Source organism: Aliivibrio fischeri ATCC 7744 = JCM 18803 = DSM 507 (assembly GCF_023983475.1).
Classification (GTDB): domain Bacteria; phylum Pseudomonadota; class Gammaproteobacteria; order Enterobacterales; family Vibrionaceae; genus Aliivibrio; species Aliivibrio fischeri.
On the sequence record NZ_CP092713.1, the window covers coordinates 1,463,592 to 1,483,934 of the forward strand.

Below are 20,343 nucleotides of genomic sequence, written 5' to 3' on the forward strand. Positions count from 1 at the left end.
AAGGATTCGTGAAGAAGAAAATGAAAGTATTAATTGTTGAAGATAATCACCATGTAGCAGAAACCATTGCTGATTATTTAGAGCTTGTTGGCATTGACATTGATTGTGCTTACCACGGTGCAGCTGCCATCGAAATATTAAAAGAAGAAACCTTTGATGTTATTGTCATGGATATCATGATGCCCAAGCTCGACGGTATTAGTACCGTAGAAGTTCTGCGTAATGATTATGCTTGTAGCACGCCAATTCTTTTTTTAACCGCTAAAGATACACTAGAAGATAAAATTCATGCTTTTGAGGTGGGCGGTGATGATTATTTGGTGAAACCATTTGCCATGGAAGAATTGCACGTACGCTTGTTAGCACTATCTAAACGAGGCAGAAGAACTGACATAGGCAAACTGACCTTTGAAGATATGGAAATGGATATAAAAGCTGGTACATTATATCGCCAACAAAAACTCATAAAACTAGCACCAATACAATTAAAGATTATTGGGTTATTAATGAAAAAAGCACCTGATATTGTCAGTAAAAATGAAGTCATTGAACACGTTTGGGGTGATGAATCACCATCAAGTGACGCCCTAAGAAGTCACTTGTACACCATAAGAAACGCCATTGATAAAGATTTTGATATTCCAAGACTAGAGACCATCCATGGAAAAGGCTACCGACTTAAATAAAGGCTCGCAACAACCAAGCTTTTTTAAAAAGATCCGTTGGACATTTGGCATCCTCACTTTTTTGATGTTCGGATTATTCTGGGCGGTTATTTATATTGCAGAAGATCAATTAGAGATCATCAGCTTACATCACTGGTTAGACACAGAAGCAAACCAATACATCAAAAAATACGCTCAATTAGGTGATGATACACCATTGCCTAATGAAGATGAGTTTTCTACGTATTGGAGTGAAAGAGAGCACCCTCTTTGGTTGAATAACTATAAAAAAGCAGGTCTATATGAGCAACTTTTAGGCACAGAAGACAAGCACTTTATCGTTAGTCCACATCCTTCTGGTAAGGGACTACTGTATATACTTTTTCAAGATGATGCGGATGACTATTTAGATGAATATGAGGCCAATCTACATACATTAACTTTATTTTTAGGCACTTTTTCAACCATTTTAATGATCTTATATGGTATTTACTTTGTTCGTAGTATCTCGGTGCCACTTCGTCATATCCAACACAAAGTAGGATTAATGTCACCCGAGCACCCAGACTTTACTATTGATACTAAATATCAAGAAACCCAAGAGATTGAACGTTCTCTTTTAGAAAGCAAACATCATATTGCTCAATTCTTTACGAGAGAGAAAGAGTTCAGTCGCTTTGCTTCTCATGAATTAAGAACACCAATAATGGTAATCCAAGGCTCTGCTGACTTATTAGCAAAAGTGCCAAATCAACCAAATGTTGCTCTAAAAGCAATTAATCGCTTACATCAAGCCAGTGAAGAGATGACACTGCTTACAGAAACCTTTTTGCTTTTAGGTAAACAAGAAATTGAAGCGCATCATTTTCATCATTATAAAATTGAAGATATTCTAAAAACTCAACTCGATCACTTACAGCCTTTATTTGCCAAACAAGAGATGGGGGCACAACTTTCAATCATTAAAGGAGAGCCTTGCCTTGCCCCTAGTAGCTTTATTACCGTTGTGATTAATAACTTAATCAAGAATGCTTTCAGTTACAGTGTTGGAGATATTCAAATAGAGCTTAATAACAACCAACTTTGCATTACCAACTGCCACGATGGCAATGATACCTATAATGCAGGATATGGTTGTGGCCTAGTTATTGTTGAACGTATTTGTGAAAGAATGAACTGGGCATTCACCATTGAACAAACAGAAAAAGACTTTATAACTACCGTTAATTTTACTTCTTTCCAAATGACTTAATCATTAAAGAGTGTATCTCAAGTACTTTTGGTACACTCCTTATTTCCATAACACATATAATACGGACATCATTGTGAGCAAAACAATTTCAACTTTATCTCAAATTAATATTTTCCCTGTTAAATCAATTGCTGGTGTATCTCAATCTAGCGCTTATGTTGAAAAGCAAGGATTACAGTGTGACCGTCGCTTTATGGTTACCGATCCTAATGGCAAAATGATCACCGCTCGCACTCACCCTCAAATGGTTAAAATTAGTGCGATCATTGAACCTGATGGTCTAATTCTTTGTTATCCAGGATTAATTGATCTGCATCTCACTTTCAATGAATTAGAGATGAAGCAGACAGAAGCAAAAGTATGGAATGACTCTTTTTCTGCCTACTCAACGAATCAAGAAGCTAATCAATGGTTCTCTTCCATTTTATCAATAGATGCGCAATTACTTTATACTGGTGAGCAATCAAATCGTATCCGTGAAAAAATCCAAACAAACGTGAGCTTTGCCGATGGTTATCCATTGCTTGTCATTAGCGAAGCCTCTCTTGCAGAGCTAAATAAGCGCAGCACTAGCCACCATACAATGTCGCAATTTCGCACAAATTTAGTGATTTCTGGTGATGATGCTTTTATTGAAGATTCTTGGAAGCGTATTCGCATTGGTGAAGTAGAATTTGAAATCATAAAGCCTTGCCAACGTTGCATTTTAACGACAGTAAATCCAAGAACAGCACAATATCACCCAGACAAAGAACCGTTAAAAACGTTCTCAACTTTCCGAGCAGATGAGAGTGGCAATGTGTATTTTGGGCAAAACCTCATTGCCAAAAATGAAGGTACAATTAAGCTAGGTGATAAGATTGAAGTATTAGAAAGTAAAGAAAAAGAGTTTTACCTTGATTCTAGCTCTGAAACACAAGAGAAAAAAGCAACCCCACACACAAATGAAAAATCTGATACTCCAGAAGAAGTCACTATCAGCTTAAATGGTCACTTATTCACGGGTAATACGGAGCAACCGCTTCTTATGCAAGTCGAAGAGGCAGGATTAAGCATAAATAATAGCTGTCGTGCCGGTTTATGTGGTGCTTGTCGAGTAACATTAGAATCAGGAGAGGTTGAGCAAGAAGATTCCCCAGCTCTTAATCAAAAATTAAAAGAGGCAGGAATGATACTGGCTTGTTGCTCTGTTCCTAAAACAGATGTTGAAATAGTTGATTAACTCTTAATAAAACGGTGCTAATAATACAGCACCGTTTTTACTTTACTAAGTCCTGACTCTTCTGAAAATAGCCCTAGGCGACACTTACGCTCTCAGTTACAATATGTGTAATTGCTAATCATAGAGATCCTCATGTCAGATCAAGAAGAATTTGAAGTTGAAGCCATTGGTGTTGAAGTAAACGTTCAACCTATCGAGCTATATAAAGTCCTAAAAATTGCTAACGTTGTTAGTGGTGGTGGTGAAGCTAAACATGTTATTGGCGAAGGCTATGTTGGTGTAAATGGTGAGTTAGAGCAACGTAAACGTCGAAAAATGTATGATGGAGATGTCATTGAATTTAATGAAGAATACTACGTTGTAATTTGCGATACTCCTGTTGGTGAGTTACCTGAAATTGAAGAAAAGCCTCAACCAACTCAAATCGAACCTGAATATTCAGCACCAAAGACCAAAAAAGCTAAGAAGAAAAAACAAAAACCAGAACAACCAACCACGGTTGATCCAGAGAGTGGTCGTCGCTCAATTAACTTCTTCTAAAAATTAGGCTCAATATCATTAATATTGAGCCGACTCCTCTTCCTCATCCCCATTATTACACTCACGTAAAAGTAATTCATTCTTTTAGCTATTATCATTGAATTTGAAATAACTATACTACGCCTACTTACCAACACCGCTAAATAGGAATTCATAAAATGGGATGGCTTTTTCTTCTTCTTGCAGTTGCTTCAGAAGCACTTTCACACGTTGCACTTAAAGCAACCGATGGTCTTTCACACCTAGTTCCAAACGTCATTGTAATTACTGGTCATCTAGGTGCTTTTTATTTTCTTAGTCAAGCAATGAAGACATTACCGGTAGGAATTGCTCACGCATCATGGGCTGGACTGGCTATCATAGCGGTAACACTGATTTCAAGTGCATTTTATCACCAACATTTAGACAATAAAATTTGGCTAGGTATTGGATTTATCAGCATTGGCATTGCAATAATTAACCTGTCATCTACACCTCACGTACACTAAACAGCCTAATTGTTATAATTTATGCAAAATTTCCAAGCCAAAAAACATTTCTATTATATTTTCTTGCTATCATGTAAACATAAATACAATAACTTAAATAATACAAAGAGGTTTTATGACAAGCCCGGCTAAAAAAGTACTCATTTTATTCGCTCATCCTTCTCAACATCGCTCTGAAGTTAATGTTGCATTAATTAAGCAGGCTCAAAAAATTGAACATGTCACTGTTGTCGATTTGTACCATGATTATCCAAAATTCAATATTGATATCGATAAAGAACAAAAACAGCTTTTAGATCATGATATTGTTATCTTTCAATTCCCACTTTATTGGTACTCAACACCTGCTATTTTAAAAGAATGGCAAGATATGGTTTTAGAATACGGCTTTGCTTATGGTTCAGACGGAAACGCACTAAAAGGAAAAACCTTTCTATGCGCCATCACCGCTGGTGGTAAAGAAGAAGCCTATCAAACTAATGGATATAATCAATTTACTATCCGTGAGCTTTTACACCCACTTGAGCAGATGGCCTCGCTAACCAATATGGAATATATTGCTCCATTAGTTTTATTTGGCGCTAGAACCGCGTTAGAAGATGATCGCATTGAGAGACACACAGAGCGTTTTAAAATTTTACTATCCGCTTTAGTTGAAGATCGCGTCGATACTGAAATAGCAAAAACGTTGCCTAAACTAAATCACTCATTTGATAAATTTATTAAGGAATAAAAGCATTATGACTGGATATTTTTTACAAGCTTTTATCTACCTTGTTGCTGCTGTTATTGCGGTTCCAATCGCTAAACGTCTAGGGCTAGGCTCTGTTCTTGGTTATTTAATTGCAGGGGTGGTTATAGGACCTATCATTGGTCTTGTTGGTGAAGAAACAACGACCATTCAACACTTTGCTGAATTTGGCGTTGTTATGATGCTATTTCTTGTCGGCTTAGAACTTGAACCTAAAATGCTATGGAATATGCGTAACCGTCTAATGGGATTAGGAGGACTGCAAGTTGTCGGCACTACTGCTGCTGTAATGGGTCTTGCTATGTTCTTCGGTCAATCATGGACTATTGCGCTAACCATTGGCCTAATCTTTGCCCTATCATCCACTGCGATAGTATTGCAAACATTCAATGAAAAAGGGTTAGCCAAAACAGAAGGCGGACAAAATGCTTTCTCTGTATTACTTTTTCAAGATATTGCAGTGATCCCAATGTTGGCTTTTATTCCACTATTAGCTTTACCTGAATTAGTAGAAAAAGCGCAATTGGCAGCAGCAACCGCGTCTGAGCATCATGAAGAATTAAGCCTCGTTGCAGGCCTTCCTGGTTGGGCATATGGACTAGTGATTACCGCATCCATTGCATTAGTTGTCGTTGGTGGCCATTATTTAAGTCGCCCTCTATTTCGCTTTGTCGCAAGCTCAGGCCTTAGAGAAATATTTACCGCTACAGCTTTAATGCTTGTTATTGGTATTGCTGCTTTAATGAGTTTAGTTGGCTTATCTCCTGCTCTAGGCACCTTCCTAGCTGGTGTAGTATTAGCAAACTCAGAATTTAGACACGAGCTCGAATCTAACATAGACCCATTTAAAGGGCTTTTATTAGGATTGTTCTTCATTACCGTAGGTGCGGGGATCGATTTTGGTATTCTATTTGATGATTTTTTCCTTATCATCGGTTTAACAATCGGTGTCATGGTATTAAAGGCCGCTGTTCTATATATATTGGCTTTGATCTTCAAAATCAAAAACAGTAACCGTTGGCTATTTACACTTAGCCTAGCGCAAGCTGGGGAATTTGGGTTTGTTTTATTAAGCTTTACTGTTCAGAATCACGTTTTACCACAAGAAGTCGCTCAACCGTTATCACTGGTTGTTGCACTTTCAATGTTCTTCACTCCTGGTTTGTTTATCTTGTTTGATAAAGTGATTCTTCCAAAATTTGAGCAGCAATCCAACGAAAGAGAAACTGATACGATTGAAGAAAAAGGGACGGTAATTATTGCTGGTGGTGGTCGATTCGGCCAAGTCGTCAACCGTTTCTTAGTATCTAACCATGTAAATACCGTTGTACTCGATCATCAAGCTGATCAAGTCGATTCTTTAAGAAAAGTAAATACCAAAAGTTATTTTGGAGATGCAACACGACCCGATCTTCTTCATACAGCCGGCATTGAACACGCCGCAATGCTCGTTGTAGCTATTGATAACCAAGAAAGCAGCATAGAATTGGTTAAATACGTAAAACACACATACCCTAACGTAAAAATTCTTGCTCGTGCATTTGATAGAGGTCACTCATATATGCTCCGTTGTGCTGGTGCTGATTTCATTGAATCAGAAACAACCCGCTCAGCACTTGAAATGGGAGCAGAAGCTATGCGTAATTTAGGTCAACATCCATTCCATGTTGAACAACAAAAAATAGCATATAAAAAAGTAGAGAATCAAAGTTCAGATAAACTCTATCAAGCGTGGCTAGATGATTCTGAAGGTGAACGCTTTGATAACAACTATCGTAAACTTTTTATTGAACTAGAAGGGACAATCAAACATGCAATGAGCAAAGATCGCTCAGATAAACACAACCAATCAGAACGAGCATGGACTCCCCCACCTAAAGGCTACACTGATTATATTGATGAATAACATATGAAATATTAATAACTTAAATGATAACTACGCTTATACTTTTATTTCTGGATACTTAAAAGTATAAGCGATAAACCACACACCAATTGTTAACAATTAAATATAAAACTTAATTATTATTATTTTACTTTCATATCCAATCTTAATATTCGGTATGCAATTTCTTTCTTTTACTCTAGCGTATACAAAACCCTACAAAAAACCTATAAATAAGTGCTAATTTTTCAAAACATCTTATTTATTTCTTTTTATTCAAACAGATAGATGATTTATTTTTTTTATCGTTATAAATAAAAACATTCATGGTTGATTTTGGTTTATTTATTGATAATGAAGTTTCTTTCTTGATATGCTTGCCACTATAAAAACAATAATATTAATAATCCCTTTAGTTTTTCAGTTTCCTTTTCTTAGGTTACATAATGCTCAAAAACAATCTTATACGATTTAAAGATATAACGTTTAACCCAAAAACAAACCAAATAAATAAAAACGATTGCACGATAAAGCTGACTCATAGTGAATCAAAAATTTTAAAGTTACTTTTAACCTCACCAAATAAAGTTTTCTCAAAAGATGATATTTTTACTTATGTTTGGGAAGGAACAGCAAGCAATATAGGTGTTGTACCACAGACGATTTCAGTTTTACGCAAAAAATTACATTATAATGAAATCTATCTAATTGAAACAGTTAAGAAAAAAGGATACAAAGCAGATGTAAATGGTACTTTTTTCGAAAAAAGAAAGATAAATAAGAATCATGTGCTTTTATCGGTTGCTATTATTATCTCTTTTTGTTTATTTCTGCTCGTTTTTGAGAAGCATATATCAAATGCAAAAAACAATAATGACATAAAATTAGAAGAGTTAATGCCAAATGTATTTCAAACAAGTGATTCGTTACCATTTATTTTTGATCCGACCGTTTTAAGAAGTAACACAACTTATTACATTAACCGACAATCAAATAACTTAAACATATCTACTTGTCGACAAATTGGTACACAGTGTGATTTAACATACAATAGAATTATATTCTTACAAAACAATGAATCAAATACAGTTATTACTCAATATATTCAAGATGTTAAGTTCACAGAAACAATGTATAAAGATGAGTTAAATACAAATCCTATTCGATTTAATTATGCAGCCCGAATAGGCGTTAAAAGTGAAAATGATAATTATTACAGTGGACAAATAATTGCCAATTACAGCTTAAAGCAAAGAAATAATAAATACGTTTATAACAAAGTATCCATTGTTATTGATGAAACTGGATTTGCAGGACAATGCTCATACACTAGGGAACCAGAAAAGCCTTTCCTTGAATGTAATGAAGGTGACTGTACAAGCTATGTTGGATCTATATCTGATCCTAAAAAAGCGGTTGCGTATAAAAATTTATTTCAATACCCATCAACAGGGTTGAATATTTTACTGTTTCCGATCGATGAAGATGTATCCTTATTTTACAATACAGAATCAGGATTATCTTACTTAGTTTATCAGTATAACTAAAATAAAAAATAGCCGTTAAATCAATAGTTAACGGCTATCATTTATAACAGGTAGGTTTTCTAGGACAAACCGCACCACGAGAACATATCACTTTAGCATCACTCTCTACACCACGCTCAATCCAATTAATATTTAAAATTTTAGCTACACTAATAAGTTCTCGCTTAATATTTTTAGAAATTGAACTTTCTCCTCCATTTTTTACACATGCTTTTTGTAAATCTCTAGCTAGGGCAACCGCATCTTTACCTTGTGCTTCTATTGCTGGATTTAAATCTACACCAGCACATAACACTCTATTATTCCCGGCAGGATCTGTCATGTTTACGGATTCACAGCAATATATTCGTGGTTCTTGACCTACATTTAAAATAGATATTTGAGCAGAACTGCCCTCTTTAGGTTCAGTTAATCGTCTGAATACCGCCCAATGCTGGCATGGATCATTAACCTGCTTCATGTTACCCCATGGCAGAGGGATCCCATTACCTCTATACACAGCCTTAAGCTTTCCAGGAGCATAAGCATCAAAGTAATGCCAATGAGGATAAGGCGAAACAACCGTCATTCTTCGCATGGCAACGGAAGGAGAAACACCAGCTAAACGATGGGCGTCAACTTCATACCCATAACGGTCAAGTAATTGTCTAAATGGTACTTTGGGGCATAATAGAGCTCCAGCAAAAAAGCTTGATTCAAAATCACGCCACGCATGCAGTATATCTTGTGCATTCAAAGCACTGTCAGTGTGATGGACTTCTTCATCAAACACTCGGTGACTTCCTACAGATAACGAGCTTTTTAATCCTTCTTTATTGTGTAAAACGCAATGACCAATATAAACGGCTAAATCATATTTCAGTCTTGTTGGATGCTGTTTTAGCATCTCATTTAAATAAACTGTACAAGGGGGTTCAAAAAAAGAAGTCAGCAGTTCTTTTCCATTAACGCCAAATTCATCCACAACGGCCTTTGGTGTTTCTTTCACCCACTTTAAAACTAATCCATGTTTTAATGCCATATCCATCATTTGCTCAACACTAAGAGGCAATTGCTTTAAACCTACCTCCTCTGCTGCTCGTTCTAGATCTGGGAAATGATTTTGGTTATTTTCTTGGTGTGCACGTATAAGAAGATGAGCAAATTGCCTTCCTGTTACCCCCGTTTGATTAAGCATTTCTGGAATCGCAATTTGGAGAATATCATTAGAGAAAAGGAAACTTGGTTCAAGAACCATTCCACTAATCCCACCTTTTCTTCCTTTATCAGGTGTTATCGCTTGTGGCTCGGGTTCATTATCTAAAAACCAACTACTATCTTTTTGAAATACGGTTGCAATCACTTCCAGCATATCAGCACTCGGAACACGCTTTCCTCTTTCGATCATAGAAAGGTATGAGACTGATGGCGAGTTTTCAGGATCCACTCGAATACACCGAGTGGAAAGATCTTCCATCGTTAAGTGATTACGTTTTCTCAGATTACGAATTTTTGTTCCAAGAAAATGGCTCTGTCTAATAATACTTTTTGACTGTCGCATCTTGTAAAATTCACACTGTTAATTTTTTGTTGTGAAATTGTATCCAAAATTAAGCTAAGCTTCAATTTAAGTAAGCAAACAACTCTGACCAGTGTGACTTACCTAACAATGCCGATAATCAAATCGGTATTAGATAAAGACTTTTTCGAGGGTACCATTATGGCGATTACCAATATAAACAATGAAAGTAACACACAACATGAAACTCCGTTTATGGCTGAAGCTGTTTATGCCGTCGAAAAAATGGAAGCAAAACAAGAAGAGAAGCAACATCAAATCAAAGGTCTTCTTGATCAGTTATTCCCATTAACAAAAGGCTCACATCAAGATGTTACTAACTACTTACTTGATTATCATCATTTAGTGGTTTTCTTTAAAGATGGAGGTTGCAGTGGATTACGCAATCCAGGGAAATTCGTTGCTTTCACAGGACACAGATCATCACCTGATACTATTTTATTAAAAGACAACAGTGGCAGTCATGTTGAAATTATTTTTGGTCTGCATACTCCAGGTAAAGATTCACTGGTTACTATAGCTGATGTAGAAATAGAAACATGCACAACGTTTAGTCAGGACTTTAGCTTAGCTGCTATGCGTCATTGGATTAGTTTAATAAAGCGTGATAGCAATTCACATATTAAAGCTCATCAAGTAGATAAAGAATATACAGCCAAGAATGGAGATGAATACCAACTAAACAGCTGCTTTAGTCTCTAATTAAAAGCCATTTTCATATCGGAAATGGCTGCTTTATTGATCGTTATGTTTATTTAAATACATATTTTGATCTGCTTGGTGCAGTAATTCATCAGGACTTTTCATCTCTTCAAGATATAAAGCATAACCAATACTCGTCTCCACACGTATTTCCCACTCTTTAAACTTAACTGGTGATGATGAAATACACATTTCAATTTTTTCCATTATCAACTCAATATCGTCTTTTTTATGGACTCTAGGTAACAATATTAAAAACTCATCTCCCCCGACTCTTGCAACGACATCATTACTTCTTAATAAACTAACAATTCGTGTTGCAACGTCTTTCAAGACTGCATCTCCTGCAGCATGACCATAAGTATCATTAATTCGTTTAAATTTATTTAGATCCAAATTAACCAAAACAAATGACTTATTTTTCTTTTTCGCTTTCATAAATAGCGTATTTAAGGTGTACATGAAATAACGCCGATTAGGTAAATGAGTTAATTCATCTTCAAGCGAACTATTAATGGCCATGACATACAATCTAAAAATGATCACTAACGCAAATACACCTAAACCAAAAAAAGCATAACCAACCAATCTAACAATTTGAATTCGATACCATGGATACCACATTTCTAGAGATTGTTTTTGTATTGCTAATTGCCAACTACCATAAGGCAAAGTTACTTTTTCAACCGCAATGGGGTCATCAAAAACACTTTCTTTACCAAGAAATAGTTCGCCGAATTCTCCTTGGCTATCCTTACCTCGCATCGCAAAAGGATATTTAACCTTTAGTTGATATACACCTGTACCATAAAACAAAGCATCAATATTTAAAACGATACTAATAGACCCCCAGTATTGTGTATTAAAAGGAGGATCAAGAAAAACAGGCATTCTAGCTATAAACGCTTTTCCCCCTTGAAATAACTCCACAGGGCCTGCGATAAATATACTCTCATTATTGCGTGCTTTTTGAACAGTAATCCACTGTATTGGTATGCTTCTTAAATCAAGATCAATCGCTCGCTCATTTCCTTTGAGAGGATACAAATATTTAACTACATCATTTGGAGCGATCGCTAAATGACGTATATATTGAGAGTCTCGATAAAGTTCTTGAGCGATAGGATCCCATTGTTCTAACGTTGATTCAGGATTAACCGTGAGCAGTGTAGCTAGACTGTTTGCATAGTAAATATCAGAATAGATAGCACTCTCAAGATCAGAGCGAACTTTTGCTAGCTCCACTTTTGCTTTATTACTAATTTGATTATGAAGAAAGTTATTTTGTTTTTGATGCAATTCTTCTATCACCCAGGTGACAAGAAAAAAACAGCAACAAATAAACGTAATGATACTTATTCTTTTAGTAAAAAATAACTTTGCTTTCATAATTCTCCTTTTAGTACCCTAACGATAAATACTTAAATGATTGAATTATCAATGGTAGCATTTGTGCAATTTTGTTGAAGCTTTAATCAACCTTCAAATTATCTTTTCTAATTATTAAGCTGACTTCTTTCTATTTTAGTTAATTTTGAAGTAACAAGAGAGTATGAGTTATCAATCCAAGCCTCAATCATACTTGCAGTGATCTCTTGAGAAGGTGTGATAGTAATCCAATGCTTTTTGTTCATATGATAGCCCCTTTCAATTGAGGCAAACTCTTCTGTTAAGAAGGTAACATCATCAGGAGTCGCTTTGAGAGTAAGACTCAATTGCCCATGTCTACATCCAATCAAAGCAAACATTTTATTAAATACCTTAAAAACATGAGCCTCAGGGCCAAACGGAAAGGAATCTTCGCAACATGGTTTCGCTAATAGATAATCAGTATATTCATTTTGTGTCACTTTGCTCTCCTTATCACACATCTACCTCTTTCTCATCAATACACTCGTGTTAAAGTAATAACAACACTAATTATCAATAAAAAGCCTATGTCACCTGAACTAAAACTGATTCTAATTGCTATTCTCTGTGCCCTTCTATCTATTGTAGGTCATTTTATTCTAAGTAGCCTATTTTCAGGCGCTTATTGGCTCGAAATGACAGCTGCCATCATCCCCTTAAGCTTTTTATTGATCGTATTTTTTTCTTTTAAATTCGCTCAAAAAAACGACCAGCGTTAATGCATTATATTGAATGCTTTAATTTGTACTGCTCAGGAGTACAATCTGCATATCGTTTAAACATAGTAATAAAAGGACTGGTTTGGTTATAGCCTAAACTAAACGCAATTTCTTTAATCGACATCTTCTTTCGTAATAAATCCAAAGAATAAAGGTATCGGATCCGTAAGCGCCACTCAGTAAAACTCATACCTAATTCATTTTGGCAATGGCGAGCCAATGTTCTTTCTGTTGTATGATTTCTTGCAGCCCATTGAGCTAAAGATGTTTCATCTGCAGGATTCGCTTCTAGCTCCTCTAAAATAGGTTTAAGCAACTTATCTTGTGATGTAGGTAAAAAGCGCTCACTCTGCTTAGCAACTAACAATTGATCAAAAAGAACATGAATTAATCTTTCCTGCTGCTCATTCTGAGGTTGCTGGATCTTATTCTCACGTAATTCCGCAATTAGAACTTCAACTAAAGGGCTTACTTCTAATAAACAAGTGTGATCAGGTAATTGTTTCGCAAGTTCTGGAATAATATTCACCGAACAATACGCTATCGGTTTTCGATTATAACTTTGGTGTTGTACACCAGCAGGAACCCATATAGCAAAATGAGAAGGTGCTAAAAAACGATGCCCTTCTGCTTCTAACTCTAAAATCCCACCACTGATAATTTGTAATTGCCCCCAAGAGTGAGAATGAGATCTTGTCTCTGTGTTAGAGCGAAATGCATCAAATAATAGATAAATGTCCGATGGCAAAGTATCAAAAGTAACCGACGCTTGAATATGTCTTGGTATAGCCATTTCACCCCCTAAAAACACACAAACAATTAACCATAAATTAATACATTACCTTAATAAAAGTATATCTAATCATATTTCACCATAGTGAACAAGTTATTAATAGAAAATGAATGGAATGTATTTAAAAACCTATTCCATACACATATTAAAATAACAATAACACTATAAAACACTTTCACATTAATTAATTAGATATTTATTCTATAAACTATTTGCAATACTATCTAAATATGATTAATATGCAGCCATACAATCAATCCAATACACTCTTATTGGATAATAATCAATAGGATAGAGGTTAATAATTTACTTTTATCTTAACGCGCAACATCAAGTTACCATATATTTATGTTAACTCTTTTAGAATTCGAACTATTTAAAACGTTTTGTTATTGAAAAAAGAAACCCTAAAATAAAAGAGTACACCATTCTATTATTTAGAATAAAATCACAAAATGAACTTTATTTCTTATGTAACTATAAAAATTTGAAATATTATTTCTTTCAATAATGAAACCGTTTTTAAAAATTAACATTTCCGAGGTATATAACTGTGTTAGATGAAAGCACCTCTATGGAAAGCATTTCTCGACGGATCGAGGCAAGAAAAACAGAGCTAGGATTGTCTAATTCTCAAATTGCTACAGCATGTGACGTCTCTACAAGAACGGTAATTAACTGGACTAGCGGACTTTCTAGCCCTCATATATCCAAATTAATTCCTTTAAGCTTTATTCTGAGAAAAGAGATTGGTTGGATCATTTCAGGTAGTGATAATATTCCCGACTGGCTAGGGGTCACAATGTCTGACGTTATTGAATTTCATCAGGAACTATCAAAATACTCGAAATCAGAACGTACTATGTTGTTTAAATCTATTAGCAATTTAATTGAACAATTTGGTTTCATCTTAAAAGCTAAAGATAAGAAATAACTATTTTTACTTAGCGCATATAATCTAAATATGCGCTAACCACTTTGTTTTTTATGACCCATCGCAAACTTTAAAATACCTTTTTGATCAATACTTTCACTCAATTTTGTTTTCAGTTACATAGAGTGAATATCATGAAAGACCTTGTAGAACGCTTTCTTTCTTATGTGAGTATTGATACTCAATCCAACCCTTCTGCACCGCAGTGCCCAAGCACTGAAAAACAATTCAATTTAGCTAACCAATTAGTTTCTGAATTAAATGAACTAGAACTTTCTGATGTCTCTATTGATGAAAATGGTTATGTCATGGGGCGGTTACCTTCAAACGTCGACTACGATGTGCCAGCGATTGGTTTCATTGCACATATGGACACAGCCCCTGATGCGTCTGGTGAAAATGTAAAACCACAAATCATCAATAATTATCAAGGCGACACAATAACCCTTGGCACTAGCGGTGAAGAGTTAACACCAAGCCAGTTCCCTGACTTACTCAACTTAATCGGCCATGATTTGATCACCACAGATGGTACGACTTTACTTGGTGCAGATAACAAAGCAGGCATTGCCGAAATCCTAACAGCCATTGCTGTATTAAAAGCAAATCCAGAGATCCAACACGGTGATATTTGCGTTGGTTTCACCCCTGATGAAGAGATTGGTCGTGGTGCAAACCTATTTGATGTTGAGAAGTTCAATGCGAAATGGGCCTACACTATCGACGGCGGCCCAGTTGGTGAATTGGAATATGAAAACTTTAATGCCACTAGTGCAGATGTGATTTGTCATGGTGTGAACGTCCACCCGGGTACTGCTAAAGGTAAGATGGTTAACTCCATGAATATCGCGGCTCAATTTCAAATGATGATGCCAGTAAATGAAACACCAGAAGGTACTGAAGGTTATGAAGGCTTCTATCATTTAAAATCAATGAACGCAGGTGTAGCCAAAACTGAGCTTGGTTATATCGTCCGTGACTTTACCCGTGAAGGCATGGCTAAACGTAAAACCTTCATGCAACAAAAAGTGAATGAGTTAAATGCAAAATTAGATAAAGGTCGTGTTGAATTAATCTTAACCGATAGCTACTTTAATATGCGTGAAATGGTAGAACCTTACCCACACGTGATTGAACTGGCTAAAGAAGCAATGACGGCATGCGACATTCAACCTGATATCAAGCCTATTCGAGGCGGGACTGATGGTGCTCGTTTATCTTTTATGGGTTTACCTTGCCCTAATATCTTTACGGGTGGTTACAACTTCCACGGTATTCATGAATTCATTACGATTAATGGCATGAAACAAGCGGTTGATGTGATTGTGAAAATTGCAGAGTTGAACGCTATCAACAATAAATAATTACGTTTTTACCCATATAAAAAATGCCCGATGATTACTCAAATCATCGGGCATTTTATTTACCTTAACCGTTATTTAGCACATTTCAGGTTCTGGTTGTAATACCTTTTCTACCTTCACAGCTGCGACTTTAAACTCGGGGATCTTCGCATGAGGATCGAGTGCTGTTGTGGTCAGTTTATTCGCTGCCGCTTCCACAAAATGGAACGGTACAAATATCACCCCTTCTTGCATACGCTTAGTCACAAACGCTGGTGCTTCAATCGTGCCACGGCGTGTTGATACTCGAACCATCTCACTGTTTGAAATGCCTAAACGCTCAGCATCTGCCACACTCATCATAGCGCGCGGACCAGCAAGGTTGTTCAACCCTTTGGTTTTACGTGTCATGGTACCTGTGTGGTACTGCTCTAATAAACGTCCCGTTGTGAGCACTAATGGATACTCTTCATCAGGCAGTTCAGCCGCATATCTAAATGGAACCGCTGCCATTTGACCTTTACCACGTAAGAACTGTTGATTATGCATAATGCGAGTGCCTTGTGGGTTCGCATCATTACATGGCCATTGAAGTCCATTTTTACCAATGGCATCCCAATGCATACCTTGGTATTGAGGCGTCACTTGAGTGATCTCTTCAGTAATGTCTTCAACAGATTGGTAATTCCACTCTCCACCCATTGCATTGGCAATTTCTTGAATGATCCACCAATCTTCTTTCGCTTCGCCCGGAGGATTTACTGCAGGTGAGATACGCTGAACACGGCGCTCAGTATTGGTAAAATGACCCGCTTTTTCTGCAAACGAACACGATGGTAAAATCACATCAGCATACGCTGCAGTTTCTGTCATAAAGATATCTTGTACAACTAGGAAATCTAATTTCTCTAAACCGTGAATAACGTGTGCTTGGTCAGGGTCACTCAACACTGGGTTCTCACCCATAACAAATAAACCTTTTACTTGTTCATGGCAGGCGGCATCAATGATTTCTGTTAATGTTAAGCCTTTCTTACTTGGCAATGTTGGTTTATTCCACGCTTTTACAAATTTCTCGTAAACTGCAGGATTCTCCACTTTTTGGTAACCAGGGAAATCCGTTGGCAAGGCTCCCATATCACACGCACCTTGTACGTTTGATTGACCACGAAGTGGATTAATACCACCACCTTCAATACCAATGTTGCCACACAGCATTTGTAAGTTAGCAATAGATCGAACGTTATCATGACCCGTCGTATGCTGCGTAATACCCATTGAGTAATAAATAGCAGTACGCTTGGCTGTACCAATGTAACGTGCCATTTCAATCACATCTTGTGCTTTTACGCCTGTGATTAACTCAATTTTCTCAGGTGAGTACGCCTCTGACATCACTTCTGCTTTTAGTTCATCAAAACCTTCAACACGTTCAGCGATGTATGCCTGATCGTGCCAGTTATTTTTGATGATCTGCTGCATAATACCGTTAAGTAACATCACATCCGTACCCGGACGTTGTGCTACATACAGCTCTGCATGATCAGAGATATCTACTTGCTTTGGATCCGCAACAATCAAACGAGCACCGTGATGACGGATGGCTTGTTTAATGTGAGAAGCAATGATCGGGTGAGCAGATGTCGTATCTGAACCAATAATAAAGATCAGATCAGAATGTTTGATACTTGGAATATCATTGGTCATTGCCCCACTACCAATAGACGCTTCTAAGCCCGTTACTGTCGTTGAGTGACATAAACGTGCACAGTGATCAAGGTTATTGGTTTCAAACTCACGACGTACCAATTTTTGGAATGCGTAGTTATCTTCATTGGTGGTTTTTGCCGACGAGAATCCAGCTAGCGCATTACCGCCATGTTGAGATTTAATGGCGCTGAACTTATCAGCTACTAATGTGATCGCCTCTTCCCAACTTGCAGGAACTAACTTACCATTTTTACGAATTAACGGTGTTTTTAAGCGCTCATCGCTGCTGACAAAATCAAAACCAAAGCGACCTTTAACACACAGCATGCCTTCGTTCACTGGAGACGATTTAGCGCCTTGAACGTATTTAATTTTGTTTGTTGATTCATCAACCATCATGGTTAACTTACAACCTACACCACAATAGGTACAAATCGTATCAACCGGTTTTAAAACTTCGATTCGACCTTGAGATTTATCACGAGAATCAACCAATGCGCCAACAGGACACGCTTGAACACACGCACCACATTGCACACAGTTTGAGTTACCCATTTGATAACCGTGCTCAAACCCTGCACGACATTCAGGACGAGAGGCATTGGTTCCGTCTTCATTTTTCATGAAGCTTAAGACGCCATGCACGCCTTTTTCGTTACACGCTTCAACACATTGACCACAACTAATACAACGGTTGGCATCAAACACGATGAATTCAGAAGTGGTATCGATAGCAAACTTCTGTTTACTTTCGTTGCTTAAATCCGTTTCATCCGCCTTATATTCCGTTGCATAATCACGCAGCCCACAATTGGTGTTAGCTTGACATGCACACTCTAAGCAACGCTCCGCTTCACGAATCGCATCTAAATTATCAAAACCCGTTTCAACTTCATCAAAGCTTTGCTCACGCTGCTCAGCGGTTAACTCAGGCATGATGACGCGCATTGCTTTTTGAATATGTTCAAAATGCTTAGGATCAACTTGCTTAGTCTTCTTCTCTTTTTGAGAATTAAACGGTTTAGTTGGAATTTTCTCCATGTTACCGTTAAAGAAACGATCAATCGCTTCTGCAGCAATACGACCATCAGCAACCGCTTCAATTGCCGTTGCAGGACCACGACGAAAATCACCGATGCTAAAAATATTTTTCACACCACTGTGCATTGTCAAACTGTTTGCATCAGCGGTATTCCAACGAGTCAGTGGCAAATCAATCGTATCGTTCTCTAAAAAGCTTAAATCCGGTTTTTGTGATACCGCAGAAATTACAGTATCAAACTCTTCAATAAAAAATTCACCGGTTGCCTGAGGACTACGACGACCAGATGCATCTGGCTCACCCAATGCCATTTTCTCCAAGCGAACTTGAGTTACTCGCCCATTTTCATCGGCAATATTTTCAACAGGGTTGGTTAAGAAATGGAATTTAACGCCTTCATGCTCAGCCTCAACTACTTCGTAATCTTCAGCGGGCATCTCTTCACGAGTACGACGATAAATAAGTGTAGTATCAGCGCCATCACGCACCGCTGTACGAGCACAGTCAATCGCCGTGTTACCACCACCAATAACCGCTACTTTTTTGCCTGTCGTTAATTTAGATTCTGTTACGTAATCTTTTAAATAATCAACACCTAAGTAGCAACCACCAAGCTCACTGCCTTGATAATGCATTTCAACGGCTTTTGAAGCACCGACTGCCAAACAGACAGCATCATACTCATCACTTAACTGTGTTAATGAGAAATCCTCACCTAATTTCACAGAAGTTTGAACTTCCATACCGTTACGACACATCAATTCGATTTCTTTATCTAAAATCGATTTTGGTAAACGATATTCAGGAATACCATAACGTAGCCAACCGCCTGCTTTAGGCATCGACTCAAACACCGTTACACTGTAACCCTCATTAGTCAGATAATAACCACAGGTTAATCCACCCGGACCACTACCAATCACAGCAATGGATTTTCCTTTGTCTGCTTTCTTTGGTGGCACATAAGATTCTTGAGCATGCAAATCCACGTCAGCCGCGTGACGTTTTAATTGACGAATAGCTAATGGCTCATCAACCAAACCACGACGACATTCCGCTTCACAGAACGCAGGACAAACACGACCAATAGATAATGGCATTGGCAATGTTCGTTTAATGACTTCAATGGCTTTTTGATGGTCATCTTGTGAAATGTGGTACAGATATGACTGTATATCTACGCCAGCTGGGCACGCAGTTTGGCACGGCGCTTCACAATCAGCGTAATGATCTGAAAGAATTTTGTTTAATGCACTTTGACGACGTTTTGCTAACGCTTCAGACGAAGTGATCACTTGCATACCATCAACCGCTTGAGTTTCACAAGCACGTTGAATTCCTTGACCTTCAATTTCAACTACGCATAAATCACATGGTACTTTCTCACCATTGATATTGTTTCCGCATAGTGAAGGGATTTCGACATTGCATTCCTTTGCAGCTGCTAAAAGTGTTATCTCTTCATCGATAGTGAATGTTTGTTTATCTATAGTTATTTTCATCATTCAATACCTAAGATTGACTATTAATTTTCTCGATTATATCACCACTTTTAGTCTGGTTTTGAACCAGATCGTATCTTTACAAAATCCCAACCAAACAAACGACATTTATTCTCATTACCCCTCTCAATTCTCAACTTTTTTCTGTTCGTTCATTTATTTCCATGTGACATATCCACCAAAACGAAAACGAGACGAATGCGCGAACGAACATTCTTGCGTTAGATCAAAGAATGTGTCGAACATTAATATCATGATGATTTCATACATCAAAAGTGGT

The 20,343-nt window shown here is 37.1% G+C and carries 16 protein-coding genes; 11 read left to right on the forward strand and 5 right to left on the reverse strand.

The features are described from left to right. Positions 1-20 precede the first annotated feature (20 nt). The 8 genes from AVFI_RS20110 to AVFI_RS20145 all read left to right on the forward strand — a co-directional run bounded on the left by AVFI_RS20110 (position 21) and on the right by AVFI_RS20145 (position 8,350). Complete coding sequence (locus tag AVFI_RS20110) at positions 21-686, forward strand: response regulator transcription factor (RefSeq protein WP_069580788.1); 666 nt, start codon at positions 21-23, stop codon at positions 684-686. Then, positions 661-1,917 (forward strand): sensor histidine kinase, encoded by a 1,257-nt coding sequence (locus AVFI_RS20115; protein WP_065597864.1) that lies wholly within the window; start codon positions 661-663, stop codon positions 1,915-1,917. Before AVFI_RS20110 ends, AVFI_RS20115 begins: the two co-directional genes overlap by 26 nt. A gap of 73 nt (positions 1,918-1,990) precedes the next feature. Beyond that, a complete protein-coding gene (locus tag AVFI_RS20120; RefSeq protein WP_188863502.1) occupies positions 1,991-3,139 on the forward strand; it encodes a YcbX family protein in 1,149 nt (382 codons plus the stop codon). A gap of 132 nt (positions 3,140-3,271) precedes the next feature. Next, positions 3,272-3,679, forward strand: coding sequence for an RNA-binding S4 domain-containing protein (locus AVFI_RS20125; protein WP_012535042.1), 408 nt, complete (start codon positions 3,272-3,274; stop codon positions 3,677-3,679). A 158-nt stretch (positions 3,680-3,837) separates the two neighbouring features. Then, positions 3,838-4,167 (forward strand): DMT family transporter, encoded by a 330-nt coding sequence (locus AVFI_RS20130; protein ID WP_054775494.1) that lies wholly within the window; start codon positions 3,838-3,840, stop codon positions 4,165-4,167. Positions 4,168-4,282: 115 nt separating this feature from the next. Beyond that, entirely contained in the window at positions 4,283-4,900 is a 618-nt protein-coding gene (locus AVFI_RS20135) for an NAD(P)H-dependent oxidoreductase (protein ID WP_188863503.1), read from the forward strand. A gap of 7 nt (positions 4,901-4,907) precedes the next feature. Further along, complete coding sequence (locus AVFI_RS20140) at positions 4,908-6,824, forward strand: monovalent cation:proton antiporter-2 (CPA2) family protein (RefSeq protein WP_069580784.1); 1,917 nt, start codon at positions 4,908-4,910, stop codon at positions 6,822-6,824. 425 nt (positions 6,825-7,249) lie between these two features. Then, positions 7,250-8,350, forward strand: a complete 1,101-nt coding sequence (locus tag AVFI_RS20145) for a winged helix-turn-helix domain-containing protein (protein WP_188863504.1) — start codon at positions 7,250-7,252, stop codon at positions 8,348-8,350. 37 nt (positions 8,351-8,387) lie between these two features. Here AVFI_RS20145 and AVFI_RS20150 read toward each other — a convergent pair whose 3' ends face one another. After that, on the reverse strand, positions 8,388-9,890 hold the full coding sequence (locus AVFI_RS20150) for a DUF3612 domain-containing protein (RefSeq protein ID WP_054775492.1): 1,503 nt from the start codon (positions 9,888-9,890) through the stop codon (positions 8,388-8,390). Between the two features lie 159 nt (positions 9,891-10,049). On the opposite strand from AVFI_RS20150, the gene AVFI_RS20155 reads away from it, so the two are divergent. Further along, entirely contained in the window at positions 10,050-10,610 is a 561-nt protein-coding gene (locus AVFI_RS20155) for an aldolase/citrate lyase/malate synthase family protein (RefSeq protein WP_005422162.1), read from the forward strand. A gap of 33 nt (positions 10,611-10,643) precedes the next feature. On the opposite strand, the gene AVFI_RS20160 is transcribed toward AVFI_RS20155, so the two are convergent. The 3 genes from AVFI_RS20160 to AVFI_RS20170 form a co-directional block, all read right to left on the reverse strand. Next, complete coding sequence (locus AVFI_RS20160) at positions 10,644-11,999, reverse strand: diguanylate cyclase domain-containing protein (RefSeq protein ID WP_188863505.1); 1,356 nt, start codon at positions 11,997-11,999, stop codon at positions 10,644-10,646. A gap of 107 nt (positions 12,000-12,106) precedes the next feature. After that, positions 12,107-12,481, reverse strand: a complete 375-nt coding sequence (locus tag AVFI_RS20165; RefSeq protein WP_017019787.1) for an MmcQ/YjbR family DNA-binding protein — start codon at positions 12,479-12,481, stop codon at positions 12,107-12,109. A gap of 262 nt (positions 12,482-12,743) precedes the next feature. After that, on the reverse strand, positions 12,744-13,532 hold the full coding sequence (locus tag AVFI_RS20170) for an AraC family transcriptional regulator (RefSeq protein WP_188863506.1): 789 nt from the start codon (positions 13,530-13,532) through the stop codon (positions 12,744-12,746). 553 nt (positions 13,533-14,085) lie between these two features. Here AVFI_RS20170 and AVFI_RS20175 point away from each other — a divergent pair. Together AVFI_RS20175 and pepT are read left to right on the forward strand one after the other, a co-directional pair. Beyond that, a complete protein-coding gene (locus tag AVFI_RS20175; RefSeq protein WP_005422154.1) occupies positions 14,086-14,466 on the forward strand; it encodes a helix-turn-helix domain-containing protein in 381 nt (126 codons plus the stop codon). Positions 14,467-14,600: 134 nt separating this feature from the next. Next, positions 14,601-15,830, forward strand: a complete 1,230-nt coding sequence (gene pepT, locus AVFI_RS20180) for a peptidase T (RefSeq protein WP_054775491.1) — start codon at positions 14,601-14,603, stop codon at positions 15,828-15,830. A gap of 75 nt (positions 15,831-15,905) precedes the next feature. On the opposite strand, the gene fdhF is transcribed toward pepT, so the two are convergent. Continuing rightward, complete coding sequence (gene fdhF / locus AVFI_RS20185) at positions 15,906-20,066, reverse strand: formate dehydrogenase subunit alpha (protein ID WP_188863507.1); 4,161 nt, start codon at positions 20,064-20,066, stop codon at positions 15,906-15,908. Positions 20,067-20,343: the final 277 nt, after the last annotated feature.

Excerpts from the sequence above, each read along its gene's own strand:
- AVFI_RS20110 (WP_069580788.1), top strand. The coding sequence starts at position 21 with ATGAAAGTATTAATTGTTGAAGATAATCACCATGTAGCAGAAACCATT.
- AVFI_RS20115 (WP_065597864.1), top strand. The coding sequence starts at position 661 with ATGGAAAAGGCTACCGACTTAAATAAAGGCTCGCAACAACCAAGCTTT.
- AVFI_RS20125 (WP_012535042.1), top strand. The coding sequence starts at position 3,272 with ATGTCAGATCAAGAAGAATTTGAAGTTGAAGCCATTGGTGTTGAAGTA.
- AVFI_RS20130 (WP_054775494.1), top strand. The coding sequence starts at position 3,838 with ATGGGATGGCTTTTTCTTCTTCTTGCAGTTGCTTCAGAAGCACTTTCA.
- AVFI_RS20135 (WP_188863503.1), top strand. The coding sequence starts at position 4,283 with ATGACAAGCCCGGCTAAAAAAGTACTCATTTTATTCGCTCATCCTTCT.
- AVFI_RS20140 (WP_069580784.1), top strand. The coding sequence starts at position 4,908 with ATGACTGGATATTTTTTACAAGCTTTTATCTACCTTGTTGCTGCTGTT.
- AVFI_RS20145 (WP_188863504.1), top strand. The coding sequence starts at position 7,250 with ATGCTCAAAAACAATCTTATACGATTTAAAGATATAACGTTTAACCCA.
- AVFI_RS20150 (WP_054775492.1), bottom strand. The coding sequence starts at position 9,890 with ATGCGACAGTCAAAAAGTATTATTAGACAGAGCCATTTTCTTGGAACA.
- AVFI_RS20155 (WP_005422162.1), top strand. The coding sequence starts at position 10,050 with ATGGCGATTACCAATATAAACAATGAAAGTAACACACAACATGAAACT.
- AVFI_RS20160 (WP_188863505.1), bottom strand. The coding sequence starts at position 11,999 with ATGAAAGCAAAGTTATTTTTTACTAAAAGAATAAGTATCATTACGTTT.
- AVFI_RS20165 (WP_017019787.1), bottom strand. The coding sequence starts at position 12,481 with ATGTGTGATAAGGAGAGCAAAGTGACACAAAATGAATATACTGATTAT.
- AVFI_RS20170 (WP_188863506.1), bottom strand. The coding sequence starts at position 13,532 with ATGGCTATACCAAGACATATTCAAGCGTCGGTTACTTTTGATACTTTG.
- pepT (WP_054775491.1), top strand. The coding sequence starts at position 14,601 with ATGAAAGACCTTGTAGAACGCTTTCTTTCTTATGTGAGTATTGATACT.
- fdhF (WP_188863507.1), bottom strand. The coding sequence starts at position 20,066 with ATGATGAAAATAACTATAGATAAACAAACATTCACTATCGATGAAGAG.